This is a genomic window from Escherichia sp. WS1450 (assembly GCF_046487395.1).
GTDB lineage: Bacteria > Pseudomonadota > Gammaproteobacteria > Enterobacterales > Enterobacteriaceae > Escherichia > Escherichia coli.
In genome coordinates this window covers 261,599-278,581 of sequence record NZ_JBJQJO010000006.1, presented here as the reverse complement: position 1 = coordinate 278,581, position 16,983 = coordinate 261,599, and the positions used below count along the sequence as shown (strand labels likewise).

The window sequence follows — 16,983 nt, the reverse complement described above, 5'->3', positions numbered from 1 at the left end:
GCTCCTTATTTACGGCCTTTACGCTGCTGCTTTTTAGGCTGAGCAGCCGGTTTTTCCGGTTGTTCAACAGCAGCCATACCACCCAGGATCTCGCCTTTGAAGATCCACACTTTAACGCCGATTACACCGTAAGTGGTGTGCGCTTCAGAGGTGTTGTAGTCGATGTCAGCACGCAGAGTGTGCAGCGGTACGCGACCTTCGCGGTACCATTCGGTACGTGCGATTTCCGCGCCGCCCAGACGGCCGCTAACTTCAACTTTAATACCTTTAGCGCCCAGACGCATTGCGTTCTGTACAGCACGCTTCATAGCACGACGGAACATAACGCGACGTTCCAGCTGAGAAGTGATGCTGTCAGCAACCAGTTTTGCGTCCAGTTCAGGCTTACGAACTTCGGCGATGTTGATCTGTGCAGGAACGCCAGCGATGTCCGCTACGACCTTACGCAGTTTTTCTACGTCTTCACCTTTTTTACCGATAACGATACCCGGGCGAGCAGTGTGAATGGTTACACGGATGCTCTTAGCCGGACGCTCGATAACGATACGAGATACGGACGCTTTAGCCAGTTCCTTAGTCAGGTACTGACGTACTTTAAAATCGCTGTCCAGGTTGTCAGCGAATTCTTTGGTGTTCGCAAACCAGGTAGAGTTCCATGGTTTTACAATACCCAGGCGAATACCATTAGGATGTACTTTCTGACCCATTGCTAGTCTCCAGAGTCTCAGCGATCGGACACAACCACAGTGATGTGGCTGGTGCGCTTCAGGATGCGATCTGCACGACCTTTTGCACGCGGCATAATGCGCTTCATGCTCGGGCCTTCGTCTACGAAAATTTTCGTAACTTTCAGATCGTCAATGTCAGCGCCATCGTTGTGTTCAGCGTTAGCAATGGCAGATTCCAGAACTTTCTTGACCAGTACAGCCGCTTTCTTGTTGGTGTAGGTCAAAATATCCAGAGCCTGCGACACTTTCTTACCGCGAATCAGGTCAGCAACAAGGCGAACCTTCTGAGCAGAAGAACGAGCATGGCGATGTTTAGCGATAGTTTCCATCTCTTCCTCCTACCTTATTTCTTCTTCGCTTTTTTATCAGCAGCGTGGCCGCGATAAGTACGAGTCGGTGCGAATTCACCCAGTTTGTGACCGACCATTTCATCGGTTACAAATACCGGAACGTGCTGACGACCATTATGGACAGCGATGGTCAAACCGATCATGTTAGGAAAGATCGTTGAACGACGGGACCAAGTGCGCAGGGGCTTCTTGTCTCCGCTTTCCACCGCTTTCTCTACCTTCTTCAGCAAGTGCAGGTCAATAAAAGGACCTTTCTTGAGAGAACGTGGCATGGCTTATCCTCTAAAATTATTTGCTACGGCGACGTACGATGAATTTATCAGTACGCTTGTTGCTGCGGGTCTTCTTACCTTTGGTCTGAACGCCCCACGGAGTTACCGGGTGCTTACCAAAGTTACGACCTTCACCACCACCATGTGGGTGGTCTACCGGGTTCATCGCGGTACCGCGAACGGTCGGACGAACACCACGCCAGCGTGCAGCACCTGCTTTACCCAGAACGCGCAGCATATGCTCAGCATTGCCAACTTCGCCCAGAGTTGCACGGCAGTCTGCTTCTACTTTACGCATTTCACCAGAACGCAGACGCAGGGTGACATAAGCACCATCACGAGCAACGATCTGAACGTAAGTACCAGCGGAACGTGCCAGCTGACCGCCTTTACCTGGTTTCATTTCTACGTTATGAACAGTAGAACCAACCGGGATGTTGCGCATCGGCAGGGTGTTACCTGGTTTGATTGCAGCATCAACGCCAGACTGAATCTGGTCGCCAGCTTTCAGGCCTTTAGGGGCCAGGATGTAACGGCGTTCACCGTCTTTGTACAGAACCAGCGCGATGTTCGCGGAACGGTTCGGATCGTACTCAAGACGTTCAACAACTGCCGGGATACCGTCTTTGTTGCGTTTGAAGTCAACAATACGGTAAGCCTGCTTGTGGCCACCACCGATATGACGAGTGGTGATACGGCCATTGTTGTTACGACCACCGGATTTGCTGTTTTTTTCCAGCAACGGAGCAAAAGGTTTGCCCTTGTGCAGCTCAGGGTTAACCACTTTAACAACGTGGCGACGACCCGGAGATGTCGGTTTACATTTAACAACTGCCATTGTATTACTCCTCCGACTTACTCAGCGCCGCCAACGAAGTCCAGATTCTGGCCTTCTTTCAGGGTGACGTAAGCTTTTTTCCAGTCGCTACGACGACCGATACGCTGTCCGTGACGTTTAACTTTCCCTTTAACTACCAGGGTGTTAACGACTTCGACTTCGACTTCAAACAGTTTCTGCACAGCAGCTTTGATTTCTGCTTTGGTCGCGTCTTTAGCAACTTTGAGTACGATGGTGTTGGATTTTTCCATCGCAGTAGACGCTTTTTCAGAAACGTGCGGTGCACGCAGCACCTTCAGCAGACGTTCTTCACGAATCATGCCAGCATCTCCTCAACTTGCTTAACAGCATCAGCAGTCATTACGACTTTGTCGAAGGCGATCAGGCTAACCGGGTCGATACCAGTTGCATCGCGTACGTCAACCTTGTGCAGGTTGCGCGCAGCCAGGAACAGGTTTTCGTCCAGCTCACCGGTGATGATCAGCACATCTTCCAGAGCCATGTCTTTCAGTTTCTGTGCCAGCAGCTTAGTTTTCGGCGCTTCTACAGAGAACTTCTCGACAACGATCAGACGATCCTGACGTACCAGTTCGGACAGGATGCTTTTCAGCGCGCCGCGGTACATCTTCTTGTTAACTTTTTGACTGTGGTCCTGCGGACGAGCAGCAAAGGTCACGCCACCAGAACGCCAGATCGGGCTCTTGATAGAACCAGAACGCGCACGGCCGGTGCCTTTCTGGCGCCACGGTTTTTTACCGGAACCAGTTACTTCAGCACGAGTCTTCTGAGCACGAGTACCCTGACGAGCACCAGCTGCATAAGCAACAACAACCTGGTGAACCAGCGCTTCGTTGAAATCACGACCGAAGGTAGTTTCGGAAACAGTCAGCGCGCTCTGCGCGTCTTTCAATACTAATTCCATTGCTATCTCCTTACGCCTTCACAGCTGGTTTAACGATCAGGTCGCTACCGGTTGCACCCGGGACAGCACCTTTAACCAGCAGCAGGTTGCGCTCAGCGTCAACGCGTACTACGTCAAGGCTCTGAACGGTTACACGTTCGTTACCCATCTGACCTGCCATTTTCTTGCCTTTGAACACTTTGCCCGGAGTCTGGTTCTGACCGATAGAACCCGGAACGCGGTGAGACAAGGAGTTACCGTGAGTAGCGTCCTGGGTACGGAAGTTCCAGCGCTTAACGGTACCTGCGAAACCTTTACCTTTAGAGGTGCCAGTTACGTCAACTTTTTTAACGTCAGCAAACAGTTCAACGCTAATGCTCTGACCTACAGTGAACTCTTCGCCTTCAGCCAGGCGGAATTCCCACAGACCACGGCCAGCTTCTACGCCAGCTTTAGCGAAGTGGCCAGCTTCAGGCTTGGTCACACGGTTAGCTTTTTTAGCACCGGTGGTTACCTGAATAGCACGGTAGCCATCGTTAGCCAGGTCTTTAACCTGAGTAACGCGGTTTGCTTCAACTTCGATTACGGTTACTGGGATAGAAACGCCGTCTTCTGTGAAGATACGGGTCATACCCACTTTTTTACCGACTAAACCAATCATTGTTTCAACCTCTCAATCGCTCAATGACCTGATTAACCCAGGCTGATCTGCACGTCTACACCGGCAGCCAGATCCAGACGCATCAGAGCATCAACGGTTTTCTCGGTTGGCTCAACGATGTCAACCAGACGCAAGTGAGTACGGATTTCGTACTGATCGCGCGCGTCTTTGTTGACGTGCGGGGAGATCAGAACAGTGAAGCGCTCTTTGCGTGTCGGCAGCGGGATCGGACCACGGACCTGCGCACCAGTGCGCTTGGCAGTCTCGACGATTTCCGCGGTTGCTTGATCGATCAGACGATGATCAAACGCTTTCAGGCGGATACGGATTCTTTGGTTCTGCATGAGACCAGAGCTCCAATTATTTTATAAACGAAAATGATTACTCCTCAGACCCATTACGATTGATGGGAGAGTGTAACCGTTCTTACGTAGCTCCCCGATTGGGAGCATTGTTAGGTAGCCAAATTCGGCTAACTGAGGTTCAGATTGAACCTGCTGTCAACTACGACAAGCCCGCGCATTATACGCAAATCTGAGCCTGACGCAAGCATCGGGTAGAAATTAATCGCAACGCGCAGATTGCGAGCTGCATTCCACGAAATTTGTAAGGTTGTGAAGATAGCGTTTTTCACCGGAACCAGGTTAACAAATCAGCGATTTCTCTGTTGCTGAGCATCCGGAGTTATTCGATGGTGATACTCCAATTACAGAGGATATTTTATGGACGCTGCCCTTCCCTTTCTGATTTTGTACGCTTGTTTATCAACCCTACTTTTTTTCTGGGATGCAAAGCATGGCTTGTTACCTGACAGGTTTACCTGCCCGTTACTCTGGTCAGGTCTTTTGTTCTATCAAGTTTGTAATCCTGACGGTTTAGCCGATGCGTTATGGGGGGCGATTATTGGTTACGGCACATTCGCTGTCATTTACTGGGGGTATCGCATACTGCGCCATAAAGAAGGATTAGGCTATGGTGATGTGAAGTTTCTCGCCGCCCTTGGTGCCTGGCATACATGGACCTTCTTGCCACGACTGGTTTTCCTTGCTGCCTCATTCGCTTGCGGAGCCGTAGTTATTGGTTTGCTTATGAGAGGAAAAGAGTCATTAAAAAACCCGCTGCCGTTTGGTCCATTTCTGGCGGCTGCGGGTTTCGTTGTAGGCTGGGATAGTTTGCTGGCAGGCCGTTAATCTTTAACTTTTATTTGTGATTGCAGGTAATTTTGTAGACCGATTTTACCGATGAGATCCAACTCAGTTTCGAGCCAGTCAATATGACCTTCTTCATCGGCAAGGATCTCGATCATCATATCACGGCTAACATAGTCATGAACGCTGTCGGCATACGCGATAGCCTCACGGAGATCCTTCGCGCCTTCCAGTTCTAATCGCAGGTCGGATTGCAGCATCTCCTCGACATCTTCACCAATCCCCAGTTTGCCTAAATCCTGTAAGTTGGGGATTCCTTCTAAAAACAAAATACGCTCGATATATTTATCAGCGTGTTTCATCTCATCGATAGATTCATGGTATTCGACGTCATTAAGACGCATCAGGCCCCAGTTTTTAAACATCCGGGCATGGAGAAAATACTGATTGATTGCGACAAGCTCATTTCCCAATAGTTTATTGAGATAATTTATGATTTTAACATCACCTTTCATTTTATAGTCCCTCCGCTTCCACTATTAGAGCGTAGATGGGGCTAGCGGGATGTCAAAAAATAAGCGTGGGCTTCAGGCAATCTCTTTAAATTCTGGCATCTGCATCAACTCGTCCTGCATCACTTCGCGCGCGGCGCGAATGCACTTACCGCATTGATTTCCCACAGGAATAAACTTACGCAATTGTTGGAAAGATTGCGGATGAAACTGACGGACTGCCTGGCGAATTTTTTTGTCACTTACACCATTACACAAACAAACGTACATGATTGCTCCCGTTCAAATTCTGCGCAAAGTGTAAATGAGAATGGTTATGATTACAATAGCACAGTTTTATTTGCGCCATAGTTCAGCGAGTGAAATTGCGACTAAATATTTCGAGCTCAAATTACGGGCAGCAAAAAGGGCGCCGAAGCGCCCTTTTTAATTCGAAACTAATTAACGTGTAATTAGCCCAGAACTTTAGCAACAACGCCCGCGCCAACGGTACGGCCGCCTTCACGGATTGCGAAACGCAGACCGTCGTCCATCGCGATCGGGTGGATCAGGGTAACAACCATTTTGATGTTGTCGCCCGGCATTACCATCTCTACGCCTTCCGGCAGTTCGATGGTACCAGTCACGTCAGTAGTACGGAAGTAGAACTGCGGACGGTAGCCTTTGAAGAACGGAGTATGACGACCGCCTTCATCTTTGGACAGAATGTACACTTCAGATTCGAACTTGGTGTGCGGCTTGATGGTGCCCGGCTTAGCCAGTACCTGACCACGTTCGATTTCTTCACGTTTGATACCACGCAGCAGAACACCTACGTTCTCACCAGCACGGCCTTCGTCCAGCAGTTTGCGGAACATTTCAACGCCAGTACAGGTAGACTTCTGAGTCTCTTTGATACCAACGATTTCAACTTCTTCACCAACTTTGATGATACCGCGTTCTACACGACCAGTAACAACGGTACCACGACCGGAGATGGAGAATACGTCTTCGATCGGCAGCAGGAACGGCTTGTCAATCGCACGCTCTGGTTCCGGAATGTAAGAATCCAGGAAGCCAGCCAGTTCCAGGATTTTCGCTTCCCACTCTGCGTCGCCTTCCAGCGCTTTCAGAGCAGAACCACGAACGATCGGAGTGTCGTCGCCCGGGAAGTCGTACTGAGACAGAAGTTCACGAACTTCCATTTCAACCAGTTCCAGCAGCTCTTCGTCATCAACCATGTCGCATTTGTTCAGGAACACGATGATGTACGGAACGCCTACCTGACGACCCAGCAGGATGTGCTCACGAGTCTGCGGCATCGGGCCGTCAGTCGCAGCAACTACCAGGATCGCGCCGTCCATCTGAGCAGCACCGGTGATCATGTTTTTAACATAGTCGGCGTGCCCCGGGCAGTCTACGTGTGCGTAGTGACGGGTCGGGGTGTCATATTCAACGTGAGAAGTGTTGATGGTGATACCACGAGCTTTTTCTTCCGGCGCGTTATCGATCTGGTCGAATGCACGAGCAGCACCGCCGTAGGTTTTAGCCAGTACGGTGGTGATTGCAGCGGTCAGAGTAGTTTTACCGTGGTCAACGTGGCCGATAGTACCAACGTTAACGTGCGGTTTTGTACGTTCAAATTTTTCTTTAGACACGGCTATATTCCTTACTATAGTGCTCTCCCCTTCAGGAGAGAGCACGGGACTTTGGTATTAACCCTTAGGCTTATTTACCACGGGCTTCAATTACGGCCTGAGCAACGTTACTCGGCGCTTCATCATACTTCAGGAATTCCATGGTGTATGATGCACGACCTTTGGTCAGAGAACGCAGCTGAGTTGCATATCCGAACATTTCAGACAGCGGTACTTCAGCGTGGATCTTAACGCCAGTAACTTCAGATTCCTGACCTTTGAGCATACCACGACGACGGCTCAAGTCACCGATAACGTCACCGGTGTTCTCTTCCGGAGTTTCTACTTCAACCTTCATGATCGGCTCAAGCAGAACTGGTTTCGCTTTCTTAAAGCCTTCTTTAAAGGCGATAGAAGCAGCCAGTTTAAACGCCAGTTCAGAGGAGTCAACGTCATGGTAAGAACCGAAGTGCAGACGAATACCCATGTCTACTACCGGGTAGCCTGCCAGCGGACCTGCTTTCAGCTGTTCCTGGATACCTTTATCAACGGCCGGGATGTATTCGCCAGGGATTACACCACCTTTAATGTCGTTGATGAACTCGTAGCCTTTCGGGTTTGAACCCGGCTCCAGCGGGTACATGTCGATAACAACATGACCATACTGACCACGACCACCAGACTGTTTCGCGTGTTTACCTTCAACATCGGTAACTTTCTGGCGGATAGTTTCACGGTAAGCAACCTGCGGTTTACCTACGTTCGCTTCAACGTTGAATTCACGCTTCATACGGTCAACGATGATGTCGAGGTGCAGTTCGCCCATACCCGCGATGATGGTCTGGTTAGATTCTTCGTCAGTCCATACACGGAAAGACGGGTCTTCTTTAGCCAGACGGCCCAGAGCCAGACCCATTTTTTCCTGGTCAGCTTTGGTTTTCGGTTCAACTGCGATGGAGATTACCGGCTCAGGGAATTCCATACGTTCCAGAATGATCGGCGCATCCGGGTCACACAGGGTGTCACCAGTGGTTACGTCTTTCAGACCGATAGCAGCAGCGATGTCGCCCGCGCGAACTTCTTTGATCTCTTCACGTTTGTTAGCGTGCATCTGAACGATACGACCGAAACGCTCACGTGCAGCTTTCACGGAGTTCAGTACGGTATCACCAGAGTTAACCACACCGGAGTAAACACGGAAGAAGGTCAGGTTACCAACAAACGGGTCGGTAGCGATTTTGAACGCCAGTGCAGAGAACGGCTCGTCATCACTTGCGTGACGTTCAGCCGGAGTGTCTTTACCGTCGTCCAGGATACCGTTGATCGCAGGTACGTCAACCGGGGATGGCAGGTAATCGATTACCGCATCCAGCATCGCCTGAACACCTTTGTTCTTGAACGCAGAACCACAGGTTACCAGGATGATTTCGTTGTTCAGAACGCGCTGACGCAGAGCACCTTTAATCTCTTCTTCAGTCAGTTCTTCACCACCCAGGTATTTTTCCATCAGCTCTTCAGAAGCTTCAGCTGCGGATTCGATCAGGTTCTGGTGCCATTCGTTAGCCAGTTCAACCATGTCTGCCGGGATATCTTCGTATTCGAAGGTTACGCCCTGGTCAGCGTCATTCCAGTTGATAGCTTTCATTTTCACCAGGTCAACAACACCGGTGAAATGTTCTTCAGCACCAATCGCCAGCTGCAGCGGAACCGGGTTCGCGCCCAGACGGGTTTTGATCTGGTTAACAACTTTCAGGAAGTTCGCACCCATGCGGTCCATTTTGTTAACGAACGCAATGCGCGGAACTTTATATTTGTTTGCCTGACGCCATACGGTTTCAGACTGCGGCTGAACACCACCAACTGCGCAGTAAACCATTACCGCACCATCGAGAACACGCATGGAACGTTCTACTTCGATTGTGAAGTCAACGTGCCCCGGGGTGTCGATGATGTTGATGCGATGCGGCTCATACTGCTTAGCCATACCAGACCAGAATGCAGTAGTCGCAGCGGAAGTGATGGTAATACCACGTTCCTGCTCCTGCTCCATCCAGTCCATGGTTGCAGCGCCGTCATGAACTTCACCGATTTTATGGTTTACACCGGTGTAGAACAGAATACGTTCGGTAGTAGTGGTTTTACCGGCGTCGATGTGCGCACTGATACCGATGTTACGGTAGCGTGCGATGGGTGTTGTACGAGCCATTTGTTTCCTCGTTTATCTTTTAGGCGTTCAATTTAAGTAGCCCAAAGCGGGCTGCTTACTGGAAGCGCCCGCCTGGTGACTAAAACTCCGAAGGGATTACCAACGGTAGTGTGCGAACGCCTTGTTGGCTTCGGCCATACGGTGAACGTCTTCACGTTTCTTAACTGCAGTACCTTTGTTTTCTGCAGCATCAGAAAGTTCGTTCGCCAGGCGCAGAGCCATGGATTTATCACCGCGTTTACGAGCAGCTTCAACGATCCAACGCATTGCCAGAGCATTACGACGAACCGGACGGACTTCAACTGGTACCTGATAAGTAGAACCACCAACGCGGCGAGACTTAACTTCTACAGTCGGGCGCACGTTTTCGAGAGCTACTTCGAATGCTTCCAGTTCAGATTTACCAGAGCGCTGAGCCAGGGTCTCCAGCGCGCTGTATACGATAGATTCGGCAGTAGATTTTTTACCATCTACCATCAGGATATTTACAAATTTAGCCAGCAGTTCTGATCCGAACTTCGGATCCGGCAGAATTTTACGCTGACCAATGACGCGACGACGTGGCATGGAAATACTCCGTTGTTAATTCAGGATTGTCCAAAACTCTACGAGTTTAGTTTGACATTTAAGTTAAAACGTTTGGCCTTACTTAACGGAGAACCATTAAGCCTTAGGACGCTTCACGCCATACTTGGAACGAGCCTGCTTACGGTCTTTAACGCCGGAGCAGTCAAGCGCACCACGTACGGTGTGGTAACGAACACCCGGGAGGTCTTTAACACGACCGCCACGGATCAGGATCACGGAGTGCTCCTGCAGGTTGTGACCTTCACCACCGATGTAGGAAGTCACTTCGAAACCGTTAGTCAGACGAACACGGCATACTTTACGCAGCGCGGAGTTCGGTTTTTTAGGAGTGGTAGTATATACACGAGTACATACGCCACGTTTTTGCGGGCATGCTTCCAGCGCAGGCACGTTGCTTTTCGCAACTTTGCGAGCACGTGGTTTGCGTACCAGCTGGTTAACTGTTGCCATTAAATAGCTCCTGGTTTTAGCTTTTGCTTCGTAAACACGTAATAAAACGTCCTCACACAATATGAGGACGCCGAATTTTAGGGCGATGCCGAAAAGGTGTCAAGAAATATACAACGATCCCGCCATCACCAGGCCATCTGGCTGGAGTGCTTAACCGTAAGTCTGACGAAATCAGTATAGTCAATGGGAATGATGTCGTTCGAAATTTGACCAGTCAAACCGCGGGCAATAAGGTCTTCGTTCAGGGCATAGACCTTAATGGGGGCATTACGCAGACTTTCAAGGTAGCGGTTACCGTCAACTGCGGCAGTTACACCATCTTGCAATAATAGCAGTTCGTCGCCTTCACTGAGTAGACGCAACAGCGCAGCAAAATCCGTCAGCCAGGGTGAACGATGTAATGTGTGCAGCATAAACGCCTCAAAACCTCAAAATAACATCGTAGTTGGCGAGTTCGCGGCGTAAGGCATCTGCTTCGAGCGGCGTGGCTTCGACAACAAAGGGTGTCTGCGGATCTAACCCGCGTTCGCGCAGTGAAGCCGCACAAACCCAGCACTGTTCAATGTCGTACAGACCCAACAATTTAAAAGTGGCAATGTAATCACGCGCCAGCACTGCATCGGGCTTTTGTCCTGGCAGCAGCTGAAAAACGCCATCAGCAATAAAGAAGACGGCCAGATCGTCAGTTAATGCGGAAGTTGCCAGTAAAGCATCTAAACCTTCCCGACCAGCAGCTGTACCATGAGGTGCAGTAGAAAAAACAAACGCAATTCGTTTCATCAGAACTGTACCACCCTGTCACAGGTCAGCGAGGCTTCCGCCAGCGCGCCAAGTCCGCTTAAGGTAAATCCCGACTGAAGATTTGACGAAGCCAGCCCCAGCCTTCCTGCTTCAGTTTCATCGACGATACCGCGGCGTAACGCTGCCGCTACGCAGATATTCAGAGCCACACCATGTTGCGCATTCAACTGTTGCCAGCCGCGCACAAGGTCAAATTCATCGCTTGCCGGTGAGGTCAATTGGTTAGCGTTATAGACCCCTTCCCGATAAAAAAAGACGCTGCTTAACTCATGGCCTTCTGCAATCAGCGCCTGCGCAAACTGAAAAGCACTACTCGCCTGTTGCGTACCGTATGCTGGCCCGGTCACCACGATGGCAAAACGCATTACTTATCTTGCCCCTGGAAATCACCGCTCTTGAACTGGCGGATGTAGAGATAGACAGTGTGTTTGGAGATGTTCAGGCGGTCAGCAACCTGGTTGATCGCGTCTTTAATATCGAAGATCCCTTTCTCGTAGAGATTCAGCACGATCTGACGATTTTTGGCGTTATTAGAAACATTGCGATCGGCATTCACTTCTTCGATGGTGAACTCCAGCGTTTGGGTAACCAGATCTTCAACAGAAGAGGCAAAGTTGACGCTTGAACCGACATCCGGGGTTTCTGGAGGCACAAAGGTGCTCATAATCTGCGAGAAGGGAACATCAAGATTCATATTGATGCACAGCAGACCAATTACACGCTGTTCGCGGTTACGAATCGCGATAGTCAGGGACTTCATTAATACGCCGCTTTTGGCGCGAGTAAAGTAGCATTTAGAAACGCTGCTATCCGCTCCCGTCATATCGTGCAGCATACGTAGCGCCAGGTCGGTAATTGGCGAACCAATCTTCCGGCCTGTATGTTCACCGTTAGCAATGCGAATGGCTGAACATTTTAGATCCTGCAAAGAGTGCAAAACGATTTCACAGTGGGAGCCAATAAGCATCGCTAACCCGTCCACCACCGCTTCGTAGGATTTCAGAATATCAAAATCGGTCTGGTCGAAAGGACGTTGATCCAGTAAATCCAACTCACTGGTTTCGTTGGTTAAAAGCGACCTGGACATGAAAAAAAACACTCCTTTTCAGGAGCCTGTCGTTAACTTTTCAGGGCAGGCTCATTAATGATGCGGGTAACTAAATTAATACAGCGGAGGTTCCGCTTTCCAGCACTAATTATATCCGGCCTGTAATAAAAAAACCGCCGCCTGGTCAGGCGGCGGTTCTTAATGCTTATTTTTTAGCAGAATCTGCGGCTTTCGCATCAGCTTCCGGCTTTGCATCAGCCTTCGGCGCTGGTTTCACATCCAGCAGTTCTACGTCAAACACCAGGGTAGAATTCGGTGGGATCCCCGGAACACCCGCTTTGCCGTAAGCCAGTTCTGGTGGAATAACCAGTTTGATCTTACCGCCTTTCTTGATGTTCTTCAGACCTTCTGTCCAACCCGGAATAACACCGTCCAGACGGAAAGAGAGCGGTTCACCACGGGTGTAAGAGTTGTCGAACTCTTTACCGTCGATCAGCGTACCTTTGTAGTTCACGACAACAGTATCGCTGTCTTTCGGTGCTTCGCCTTTACCGGCTTCGACTACCTGATAAACCAGACCAGTTGAAGAGGTTTTCACACCTTTCTCTTTGGCAAATTTCTCGCGGTACTCTTTACCTTTCGCTTCGTTATCTGCCGCGTCTTTTTCCATCTTCGCCTGAGCAGAAGACTTCACGCGAGCTTCGAATGCTTGCAGTGTCTGTTCGATCTCTTGGTCGGAGAGTTTGCTCTTATCAGCAAATGCATCCTGAACACCAGCGATCAGCTGCTCTTTATCCAGTTTGATGCCCAGTTTTTCTTGTTCTTTAAGAGAGTTTTCCATGTAACGACCCAGCGAAGCACCCAGTGCATAAGCTGATTTCTGATCGTCATTTTTGAACGCTGCTTTGCTGTCAGCAGTTGTAGCAGGTTTTGCAGCTTCAGCAGCAAAAGTGATCGGTGCATGCAGGGCAACGGCCATTGTGGTCGCCAGCAGCGTTACTTTAAACAGTGATTTCATCCATATCTCCAGGATCGGGGCATCTCACCCCAGGGTTAACTATTATCAGAAGGGTACTATAAAGCGTTGTCGAACAAATCTACATACAGACACGCCCTATTATCATCTATTTTCAGACTCTTTTTGTTTAAATTAGTTTCGATGACCGCGAAATGAGTGCTGTCTCGGGCAGCAAAGTTAAGTAGAATCCGCGGCGACCATTCGACAAAAGAGGTGAATCATGCAGGATTTATCATTGGAAGCACGCCTGGCAGAGCTGGAGAGCCGACTGGCTTTTCAGGAAATCACCATTGAAGAACTGAACGTCACGGTGACCGCTCATGAAATGGAGATGGCGAAACTGCGCGATCATCTGCGTCTGCTGACCGAGAAGCTAAAAGCCAGCCAGCCGTCGAACATCGCGTCGCAGGCTGAAGAAACGCCACCGCCACATTATTGAGGCGTAAAAAAAGCGGGGATTCCCCGCTTTTTTGTCACGTTTTCGGTATTAGTGGCAACCGCAACCGCCGTTACCTTTACCGCCGCAGCAGCCTTCGCCACCGTGTTCATGACCGTGATCGTGGCCATGACCACCGCAGCAACCGTCGTGGTCGTGATCGTGGTGATGATCGTGCGCACCGTGAACGTGGCCATGAGCCAGTTCTTCTTCAGTCGCTTCGCGAATCGCCACAACTTCAACGTTGAATTTCAGGTTCTGACCGGCCAGCATGTGGTTACCATCAACCACGACGTGATCGTCTTCAACCGCAGTGATTTCAACCGGTACCGGACCCTGGTCGGTTTCAGCCAGGAAACGCATACCAACCTGCAGTTCATCAACGCCCATAAATACGTCTTTAGGAACGCGTTGCACCAGGTTTTCGTCGTACTGACCGTAAGCGTCGTTCGCGCCAACAGCGACATCAAATTTGTCGCCAACTTCGTGACCTTCCAGCGCCGTTTCCAGGCCAGAGATCAGGGAACCGTGACCATGCAGGTAGTCCAGCGGCGCACTCACCGGAGACTCATCAACCAACACACCGTCTTCTGTACGTACCTGATAGGCCAGGCTGACCACCAGGTCTTTTGCTACTTTCATGATATCTCCTGAGCATGGGAAGAATAGTGGCGCAGATTGTAGCGGAATTCTGCAGCCGTGTACTCACTAGCTTAAAAAAACTCGGCGCATATCGCTAGTCCGGATGAAAAATCCCGATCACTTGCTCATCTTTGCGAACGTGATCGCGGGCTTCTTTGTCTGCTTCTCGCATCTGATGTCCACACTTAACACATTCAACAATATCAATATTATTTTCGCGCCACATCGCCATTGAATCCTGTGCCTGACAGGCCGGGCATTTTGCGCCCGCAATAAAACGTTTTCGGATTGCCATCTTTACCCTCTACTCAAATTCATCCCAGCCGTCCAGCTGGCGTCGTTCTTGTTGCATTTCACGCTGGAAAATCTCTTCCAGTTCGCGTCGGGCTTCCCTGGCGCGAGAAATTTGTACGGTATCGGCATGCATTGGGATGAGCTCTCGCAACATCCGCATATCCAGGCGGCGAAAATGCAGTTGCGCCCGCTGTGCCTGATGCGGATGCATGCCAAGCGTGACCAGCGTCTTGCGCCCCAGCTCTAACGCACTGGAGAATGTTTCACGGGAAAACTGCGTCACCCCTGCCTGTAATAACTCATGCGCTTCCACACGTCCGCGCGCTCGCGCAAGAATATGCAAATGCGGAAAGTGCTGCTGGCATATTTCCACCAGCTTCATGGTGTCTTCCGGCTCGTTACAGGTAATGACGATAGACTCAGCGGCCTCTGCTCCCGCAGAACGTAACAGATCGACCTGCGTGGCGTCGCCGTAATAAACTTTGTAGCCATATTTACGCATCAGGTTAACGGCACTGATATCCCGCTCCAGCACAGTAATGCGCATTTTATTTGCCATCAGCAAACGACCAATCACCTGACCAAAACGCCCGAAGCCCACGACAATGACCTGGGGTTTATCATCGTTGACCCACGGTTTTTCGTCTTCTTCTTCCGGTCCGTTAAACTGGCGGGATAGCCATTTATCCACCAGCTTCATCAGCAACGGCGTGGTCATCATGGAAAGCGTCACCGTCACCAGCAACAGCGCCATCTGGTCGCCCTGGAATAAGCGTTGCGAAGAAGCGGTAGAAAAGAGGACAAAGGCAAACTCGCCGCCCTGACTCAACACGCCAGCAAACTGCATCCGCTCTGAGCTACGCACGCCATACAATCGCGCCAGCAGATACAACACGAGAATTTTCACCGCCACCAGCACAACCACGCTTATCACTACCCACAACAGATGGGTATAAAGCACCCCGAGATTGAGCGACATGCCGACAGAGATAAAGAACAAACCGAGCAGCAACCCCTTAAACGGGTCGATAGCTGTTTCCAGTTCGTGGCGATATTCGCTTTCTGCCAGCAACACGCCCGCAATAAACGTACCGAGCGCCATCGACAGCCCCAGCGCATCCATAAACATCGCGGAACCCAACACCAGCAGTAGCGTCGCGGCGGTGAACACTTCCCGCACGCCAGAAGCTGCAATAAAACGGAATACCGGACGCAGTAAATAGCGTCCCCCAATCAGCATGCCGACAAACGCCAGCACCTTCATGCCGATCTTCATCCAGTCGAAATGTTCGTCTGCCGAACCCGCCAGTAACGGTACTAACGCCAGCGCCGGGATCACCGCCAGATCCTGAAACAGCAGAACCGAAAAACCTAACTGCCCGGATTCGCTGCGATTCATCCCTTTCTCACGCATCAATTGCAACGCCATTGCAGTTGAAGACATCGCAAGGCCAATGCCACCGACCACCGCCGCCTGCCAGGCGAAATCCGTCAGCATCAATAATCCCGCCAGCAACGCCGCGCTTAACAGCACCTGTGCCGCACCTACGCCAAAAATCGAACGCCGCAATTGCCAAAGCTTGGAGGGATTCAACTCCAGGCCGATGATAAACATCAGGAACACCACGCCGAGTTCCGAAAAGTGGAGGATCTCATCGACGTCGCTAATAAAACCCAGCCCCCACGGGCCAATTGCAATCCCTGCCAGCAAATATCCCAACACAGCGCCAATACCCAGCCGCGATGCCAGCGGCACCGCAGCCACCGCCGCGAAGAGAAACAACACTCCTGCGAGTAAAAAATCGGAACCTTCCATCAGCGGCCTCCTGGAGACAGCGGATTTGCCAGCCAGTCACCGTAGGCTCTGGCGTGACTCGCCAGCTCCTGTGCGCTTTGCCGTCTCGCCCAGTAAATAATGATGGGACTCAACCAATGCATCCGGCACATGCCCGCCGCCAGTTCAAAGGGGCGCAGAACATCGCTCATCGGGTAGCGATTCAAGGCGTCATAACGGTAAGCACTTTCCGGCTCGCCGGTGGTAATCACGCTACGCCAGTACTTTCCCGCCAGTTGGTTTCCTCCCGGCCCGCTGGCAAAACCACGGCTTAATACCCGGTCCAGCCACTCTTTCAGTAGCGCCGGGCAGCTATAGGTATAAAGAGGATGCTGAAAGACAATCACCTCGTGCTCGCGCAGTAATGCCTGCTCACGGGAGATATCAATAAAAAAATCGGGATAGTGCGCGTAAAGGTCGTGCACGGTAACATTGCTGAGCTGCGTGGCCGGTTTAAGCAGTACCCGGTTTGCCACCGAGTCCTGAGATTCCGGATGGGCATACAGCAGCAAAACTTTCGCTGGCTGAGACATCATCCCCCTCCCGGTATGGTTTTTGTGTATAGTCGCTGTTTTGGGCTACCATTGCGCCCGGTGCGGCAGCTCGCCCATACATTACATTATCATAATGATAAGTTAAC

At 50.7% G+C, this 16,983-nt stretch carries 25 protein-coding genes; 2 read left to right on the top strand and 23 right to left on the bottom strand.

Going from position 1 to position 16,983, the window contains the following annotated elements; all coding sequences use genetic code 11:
• Nucleotides 1–5: 5 nt before the first annotated feature.
• The 8 genes from rpsC to rpsJ are packed head-to-tail and all read right to left on the bottom strand — an operon-like array spanning nucleotide 6 to nucleotide 4,094.
• On the bottom strand, nucleotides 6–707 hold the full coding sequence (gene rpsC, locus ACJHYR_RS10125; protein ID WP_000529945.1) for a 30S ribosomal protein S3: 702 nt from the start codon (nucleotides 705–707) through the stop codon (nucleotides 6–8).
• Nucleotides 708–724: 17 nt separating this feature from the next.
• Complete coding sequence (gene rplV / locus ACJHYR_RS10120; protein ID WP_000447529.1) at nucleotides 725–1,057, bottom strand: 50S ribosomal protein L22; 333 nt, start codon at nucleotides 1,055–1,057, stop codon at nucleotides 725–727.
• Nucleotides 1,058–1,071: 14 nt separating this feature from the next.
• Nucleotides 1,072–1,350, bottom strand: coding sequence for a 30S ribosomal protein S19 (gene rpsS / locus ACJHYR_RS10115; RefSeq protein ID WP_001138117.1), 279 nt, complete (start codon nucleotides 1,348–1,350; stop codon nucleotides 1,072–1,074).
• A gap of 16 nt (nucleotides 1,351–1,366) precedes the next feature.
• On the bottom strand, nucleotides 1,367–2,188 hold the full coding sequence (gene rplB / locus ACJHYR_RS10110) for a 50S ribosomal protein L2 (protein WP_000301864.1): 822 nt from the start codon (nucleotides 2,186–2,188) through the stop codon (nucleotides 1,367–1,369).
• 17 nt (nucleotides 2,189–2,205) lie between these two features.
• On the bottom strand, nucleotides 2,206–2,508 hold the full coding sequence (gene rplW / locus ACJHYR_RS10105) for a 50S ribosomal protein L23 (protein WP_000617544.1): 303 nt from the start codon (nucleotides 2,506–2,508) through the stop codon (nucleotides 2,206–2,208).
• A complete protein-coding gene (rplD, locus tag ACJHYR_RS10100) occupies nucleotides 2,505–3,110 on the bottom strand; it encodes a 50S ribosomal protein L4 (RefSeq protein WP_000424395.1) in 606 nt (201 codons plus the stop codon). The genes rplW and rplD overlap by 4 nt, the downstream gene beginning before the upstream one ends.
• 10 nt (nucleotides 3,111–3,120) lie before the next feature.
• Nucleotides 3,121–3,750, bottom strand: coding sequence for a 50S ribosomal protein L3 (gene rplC, locus ACJHYR_RS10095; RefSeq protein WP_000579833.1), 630 nt, complete (start codon nucleotides 3,748–3,750; stop codon nucleotides 3,121–3,123).
• Nucleotides 3,751–3,782: 32 nt separating this feature from the next.
• On the bottom strand, nucleotides 3,783–4,094 hold the full coding sequence (rpsJ, locus tag ACJHYR_RS10090; protein WP_001181004.1) for a 30S ribosomal protein S10: 312 nt from the start codon (nucleotides 4,092–4,094) through the stop codon (nucleotides 3,783–3,785).
• A gap of 378 nt (nucleotides 4,095–4,472) precedes the next feature.
• Here rpsJ and ACJHYR_RS10085 point away from each other — a divergent pair, with 378 nt between their 5' ends.
• The gene (locus tag ACJHYR_RS10085; protein ID WP_000338336.1) at nucleotides 4,473–4,940 is read left to right on the top strand and encodes a prepilin peptidase; all 468 of its coding nucleotides are present in this window, start codon (nucleotides 4,473–4,475) and stop codon (nucleotides 4,938–4,940) included.
• Here the strand turns inward: ACJHYR_RS10085 and bfr are convergent.
• The 11 genes from bfr to fkpA all read right to left on the bottom strand — a co-directional run bounded on the left by bfr (nucleotide 4,937) and on the right by fkpA (nucleotide 13,137).
• Nucleotides 4,937–5,413, bottom strand: a complete 477-nt coding sequence (gene bfr, locus ACJHYR_RS10080; RefSeq protein WP_000675515.1) for a bacterioferritin — start codon at nucleotides 5,411–5,413, stop codon at nucleotides 4,937–4,939. The two genes, ACJHYR_RS10085 and bfr, sit on opposite strands and share 4 nt — an antisense overlap.
• A 72-nt stretch (nucleotides 5,414–5,485) precedes the next feature.
• Nucleotides 5,486–5,680: a bacterioferritin-associated ferredoxin gene (bfd, locus tag ACJHYR_RS10075; RefSeq protein ID WP_000289090.1), complete on the bottom strand. Its 195-nt coding sequence runs from the start codon at nucleotides 5,678–5,680 to the stop codon at nucleotides 5,486–5,488.
• A gap of 182 nt (nucleotides 5,681–5,862) precedes the next feature.
• Nucleotides 5,863–7,047, bottom strand: a complete 1,185-nt coding sequence (gene tuf / locus ACJHYR_RS10070; RefSeq protein ID WP_000031783.1) for an elongation factor Tu — start codon at nucleotides 7,045–7,047, stop codon at nucleotides 5,863–5,865.
• A gap of 70 nt (nucleotides 7,048–7,117) precedes the next feature.
• Nucleotides 7,118–9,232 (bottom strand): elongation factor G, encoded by a 2,115-nt coding sequence (gene fusA / locus ACJHYR_RS10065; RefSeq protein ID WP_000124703.1) that lies wholly within the window; start codon nucleotides 9,230–9,232, stop codon nucleotides 7,118–7,120.
• A gap of 96 nt (nucleotides 9,233–9,328) precedes the next feature.
• Nucleotides 9,329–9,799, bottom strand: a complete 471-nt coding sequence (gene rpsG, locus ACJHYR_RS10060; RefSeq protein WP_001138043.1) for a 30S ribosomal protein S7 — start codon at nucleotides 9,797–9,799, stop codon at nucleotides 9,329–9,331.
• 96 nt (nucleotides 9,800–9,895) lie between these two features.
• Complete coding sequence (gene rpsL, locus ACJHYR_RS10055) at nucleotides 9,896–10,270, bottom strand: 30S ribosomal protein S12 (protein WP_000246815.1); 375 nt, start codon at nucleotides 10,268–10,270, stop codon at nucleotides 9,896–9,898.
• 125 nt (nucleotides 10,271–10,395) lie between these two features.
• A complete protein-coding gene (gene tusB / locus ACJHYR_RS10050; protein ID WP_000903377.1) occupies nucleotides 10,396–10,683 on the bottom strand; it encodes a sulfurtransferase complex subunit TusB in 288 nt (95 codons plus the stop codon).
• A 7-nt stretch (nucleotides 10,684–10,690) separates the two neighbouring features.
• Nucleotides 10,691–11,050, bottom strand: a complete 360-nt coding sequence (tusC, locus tag ACJHYR_RS10045; protein WP_000820714.1) for a sulfurtransferase complex subunit TusC — start codon at nucleotides 11,048–11,050, stop codon at nucleotides 10,691–10,693.
• Nucleotides 11,050–11,436: a sulfurtransferase complex subunit TusD gene (gene tusD / locus ACJHYR_RS10040; protein WP_001209690.1), complete on the bottom strand. Its 387-nt coding sequence runs from the start codon at nucleotides 11,434–11,436 to the stop codon at nucleotides 11,050–11,052. The genes tusC and tusD overlap by 1 nt, the downstream gene beginning before the upstream one ends.
• Nucleotides 11,436–12,158: a transcriptional regulator gene (locus ACJHYR_RS10035; RefSeq protein WP_000091466.1), complete on the bottom strand. Its 723-nt coding sequence runs from the start codon at nucleotides 12,156–12,158 to the stop codon at nucleotides 11,436–11,438. The genes tusD and ACJHYR_RS10035 overlap by 1 nt, the downstream gene beginning before the upstream one ends.
• Before the next feature lie 166 nt (nucleotides 12,159–12,324).
• The gene (fkpA, locus tag ACJHYR_RS10030; protein ID WP_000838270.1) at nucleotides 12,325–13,137 is read right to left on the bottom strand and encodes an FKBP-type peptidyl-prolyl cis-trans isomerase; all 813 of its coding nucleotides are present in this window, start codon (nucleotides 13,135–13,137) and stop codon (nucleotides 12,325–12,327) included.
• A gap of 220 nt (nucleotides 13,138–13,357) precedes the next feature.
• On the opposite strand from fkpA, the gene ACJHYR_RS10025 reads away from it, so the two are divergent.
• Nucleotides 13,358–13,576 (top strand): protein SlyX, encoded by a 219-nt coding sequence (locus ACJHYR_RS10025; protein WP_001153615.1) that lies wholly within the window; start codon nucleotides 13,358–13,360, stop codon nucleotides 13,574–13,576.
• A 48-nt stretch (nucleotides 13,577–13,624) separates the two neighbouring features.
• Here the strand turns inward: ACJHYR_RS10025 and slyD are convergent, their stop codons facing one another.
• From slyD to kefG, 4 genes are all read right to left on the bottom strand, one after another.
• The gene (gene slyD, locus ACJHYR_RS10020) at nucleotides 13,625–14,215 is read right to left on the bottom strand and encodes a peptidylprolyl isomerase (RefSeq protein ID WP_000861334.1); all 591 of its coding nucleotides are present in this window, start codon (nucleotides 14,213–14,215) and stop codon (nucleotides 13,625–13,627) included.
• Between the two features lie 94 nt (nucleotides 14,216–14,309).
• Entirely contained in the window at nucleotides 14,310–14,510 is a 201-nt protein-coding gene (locus ACJHYR_RS10015) for a YheV family putative zinc ribbon protein (RefSeq protein ID WP_001007730.1), read from the bottom strand.
• 9 nt (nucleotides 14,511–14,519) lie between these two features.
• The gene (gene kefB / locus ACJHYR_RS10010) at nucleotides 14,520–16,325 is read right to left on the bottom strand and encodes a glutathione-regulated potassium-efflux system protein KefB (protein ID WP_000399142.1); all 1,806 of its coding nucleotides are present in this window, start codon (nucleotides 16,323–16,325) and stop codon (nucleotides 14,520–14,522) included.
• Complete coding sequence (gene kefG, locus ACJHYR_RS10005) at nucleotides 16,325–16,876, bottom strand: glutathione-regulated potassium-efflux system ancillary protein KefG (RefSeq protein WP_001306307.1); 552 nt, start codon at nucleotides 16,874–16,876, stop codon at nucleotides 16,325–16,327. Before kefG ends, kefB begins: the two co-directional genes overlap by 1 nt.
• Between the last annotated feature and the right edge of the window lie 107 nt (nucleotides 16,877–16,983).

What these genes read in the sequence shown, in the direction of transcription:
- rplV (WP_000447529.1), bottom strand. Translation starts at nt 1,057, where the DNA reads ATGGAAACTATCGCTAAACATCGCCATGCTCGTTCTTCTGCTCAGAAG.
- rplB (WP_000301864.1), bottom strand. Translation starts at nt 2,188, where the DNA reads ATGGCAGTTGTTAAATGTAAACCGACATCTCCGGGTCGTCGCCACGTT.
- rpsL (WP_000246815.1), bottom strand. Translation starts at nt 10,270, where the DNA reads ATGGCAACAGTTAACCAGCTGGTACGCAAACCACGTGCTCGCAAAGTT.
- rplC (WP_000579833.1), bottom strand. Translation starts at nt 3,750, where the DNA reads ATGATTGGTTTAGTCGGTAAAAAAGTGGGTATGACCCGTATCTTCACA.
- fusA (WP_000124703.1), bottom strand. Translation starts at nt 9,232, where the DNA reads ATGGCTCGTACAACACCCATCGCACGCTACCGTAACATCGGTATCAGT.
- rpsS (WP_001138117.1), bottom strand. Translation starts at nt 1,350, where the DNA reads ATGCCACGTTCTCTCAAGAAAGGTCCTTTTATTGACCTGCACTTGCTG.
- tusB (WP_000903377.1), bottom strand. Translation starts at nt 10,683, where the DNA reads ATGCTGCACACATTACATCGTTCACCCTGGCTGACGGATTTTGCTGCG.
- rpsJ (WP_001181004.1), bottom strand. Translation starts at nt 4,094, where the DNA reads ATGCAGAACCAAAGAATCCGTATCCGCCTGAAAGCGTTTGATCATCGT.
- rplW (WP_000617544.1), bottom strand. Translation starts at nt 2,508, where the DNA reads ATGATTCGTGAAGAACGTCTGCTGAAGGTGCTGCGTGCACCGCACGTT.
- bfd (WP_000289090.1), bottom strand. Translation starts at nt 5,680, where the DNA reads ATGTACGTTTGTTTGTGTAATGGTGTAAGTGACAAAAAAATTCGCCAG.
- ACJHYR_RS10015 (WP_001007730.1), bottom strand. Translation starts at nt 14,510, where the DNA reads ATGGCAATCCGAAAACGTTTTATTGCGGGCGCAAAATGCCCGGCCTGT.
- fkpA (WP_000838270.1), bottom strand. Translation starts at nt 13,137, where the DNA reads ATGAAATCACTGTTTAAAGTAACGCTGCTGGCGACCACAATGGCCGTT.
- bfr (WP_000675515.1), bottom strand. Translation starts at nt 5,413, where the DNA reads ATGAAAGGTGATGTTAAAATCATAAATTATCTCAATAAACTATTGGGA.
- kefB (WP_000399142.1), bottom strand. Translation starts at nt 16,325, where the DNA reads ATGGAAGGTTCCGATTTTTTACTCGCAGGAGTGTTGTTTCTCTTCGCG.
- tusD (WP_001209690.1), bottom strand. Translation starts at nt 11,436, where the DNA reads ATGCGTTTTGCCATCGTGGTGACCGGGCCAGCATACGGTACGCAACAG.
- ACJHYR_RS10025 (WP_001153615.1), top strand. Translation starts at nt 13,358, where the DNA reads ATGCAGGATTTATCATTGGAAGCACGCCTGGCAGAGCTGGAGAGCCGA.
- rpsG (WP_001138043.1), bottom strand. Translation starts at nt 9,799, where the DNA reads ATGCCACGTCGTCGCGTCATTGGTCAGCGTAAAATTCTGCCGGATCCG.
- rplD (WP_000424395.1), bottom strand. Translation starts at nt 3,110, where the DNA reads ATGGAATTAGTATTGAAAGACGCGCAGAGCGCGCTGACTGTTTCCGAA.
- tusC (WP_000820714.1), bottom strand. Translation starts at nt 11,050, where the DNA reads ATGAAACGAATTGCGTTTGTTTTTTCTACTGCACCTCATGGTACAGCT.
- ACJHYR_RS10035 (WP_000091466.1), bottom strand. Translation starts at nt 12,158, where the DNA reads ATGTCCAGGTCGCTTTTAACCAACGAAACCAGTGAGTTGGATTTACTG.
- ACJHYR_RS10085 (WP_000338336.1), top strand. Translation starts at nt 4,473, where the DNA reads ATGGACGCTGCCCTTCCCTTTCTGATTTTGTACGCTTGTTTATCAACC.
- slyD (WP_000861334.1), bottom strand. Translation starts at nt 14,215, where the DNA reads ATGAAAGTAGCAAAAGACCTGGTGGTCAGCCTGGCCTATCAGGTACGT.
- rpsC (WP_000529945.1), bottom strand. Translation starts at nt 707, where the DNA reads ATGGGTCAGAAAGTACATCCTAATGGTATTCGCCTGGGTATTGTAAAA.
- kefG (WP_001306307.1), bottom strand. Translation starts at nt 16,876, where the DNA reads ATGTCTCAGCCAGCGAAAGTTTTGCTGCTGTATGCCCATCCGGAATCT.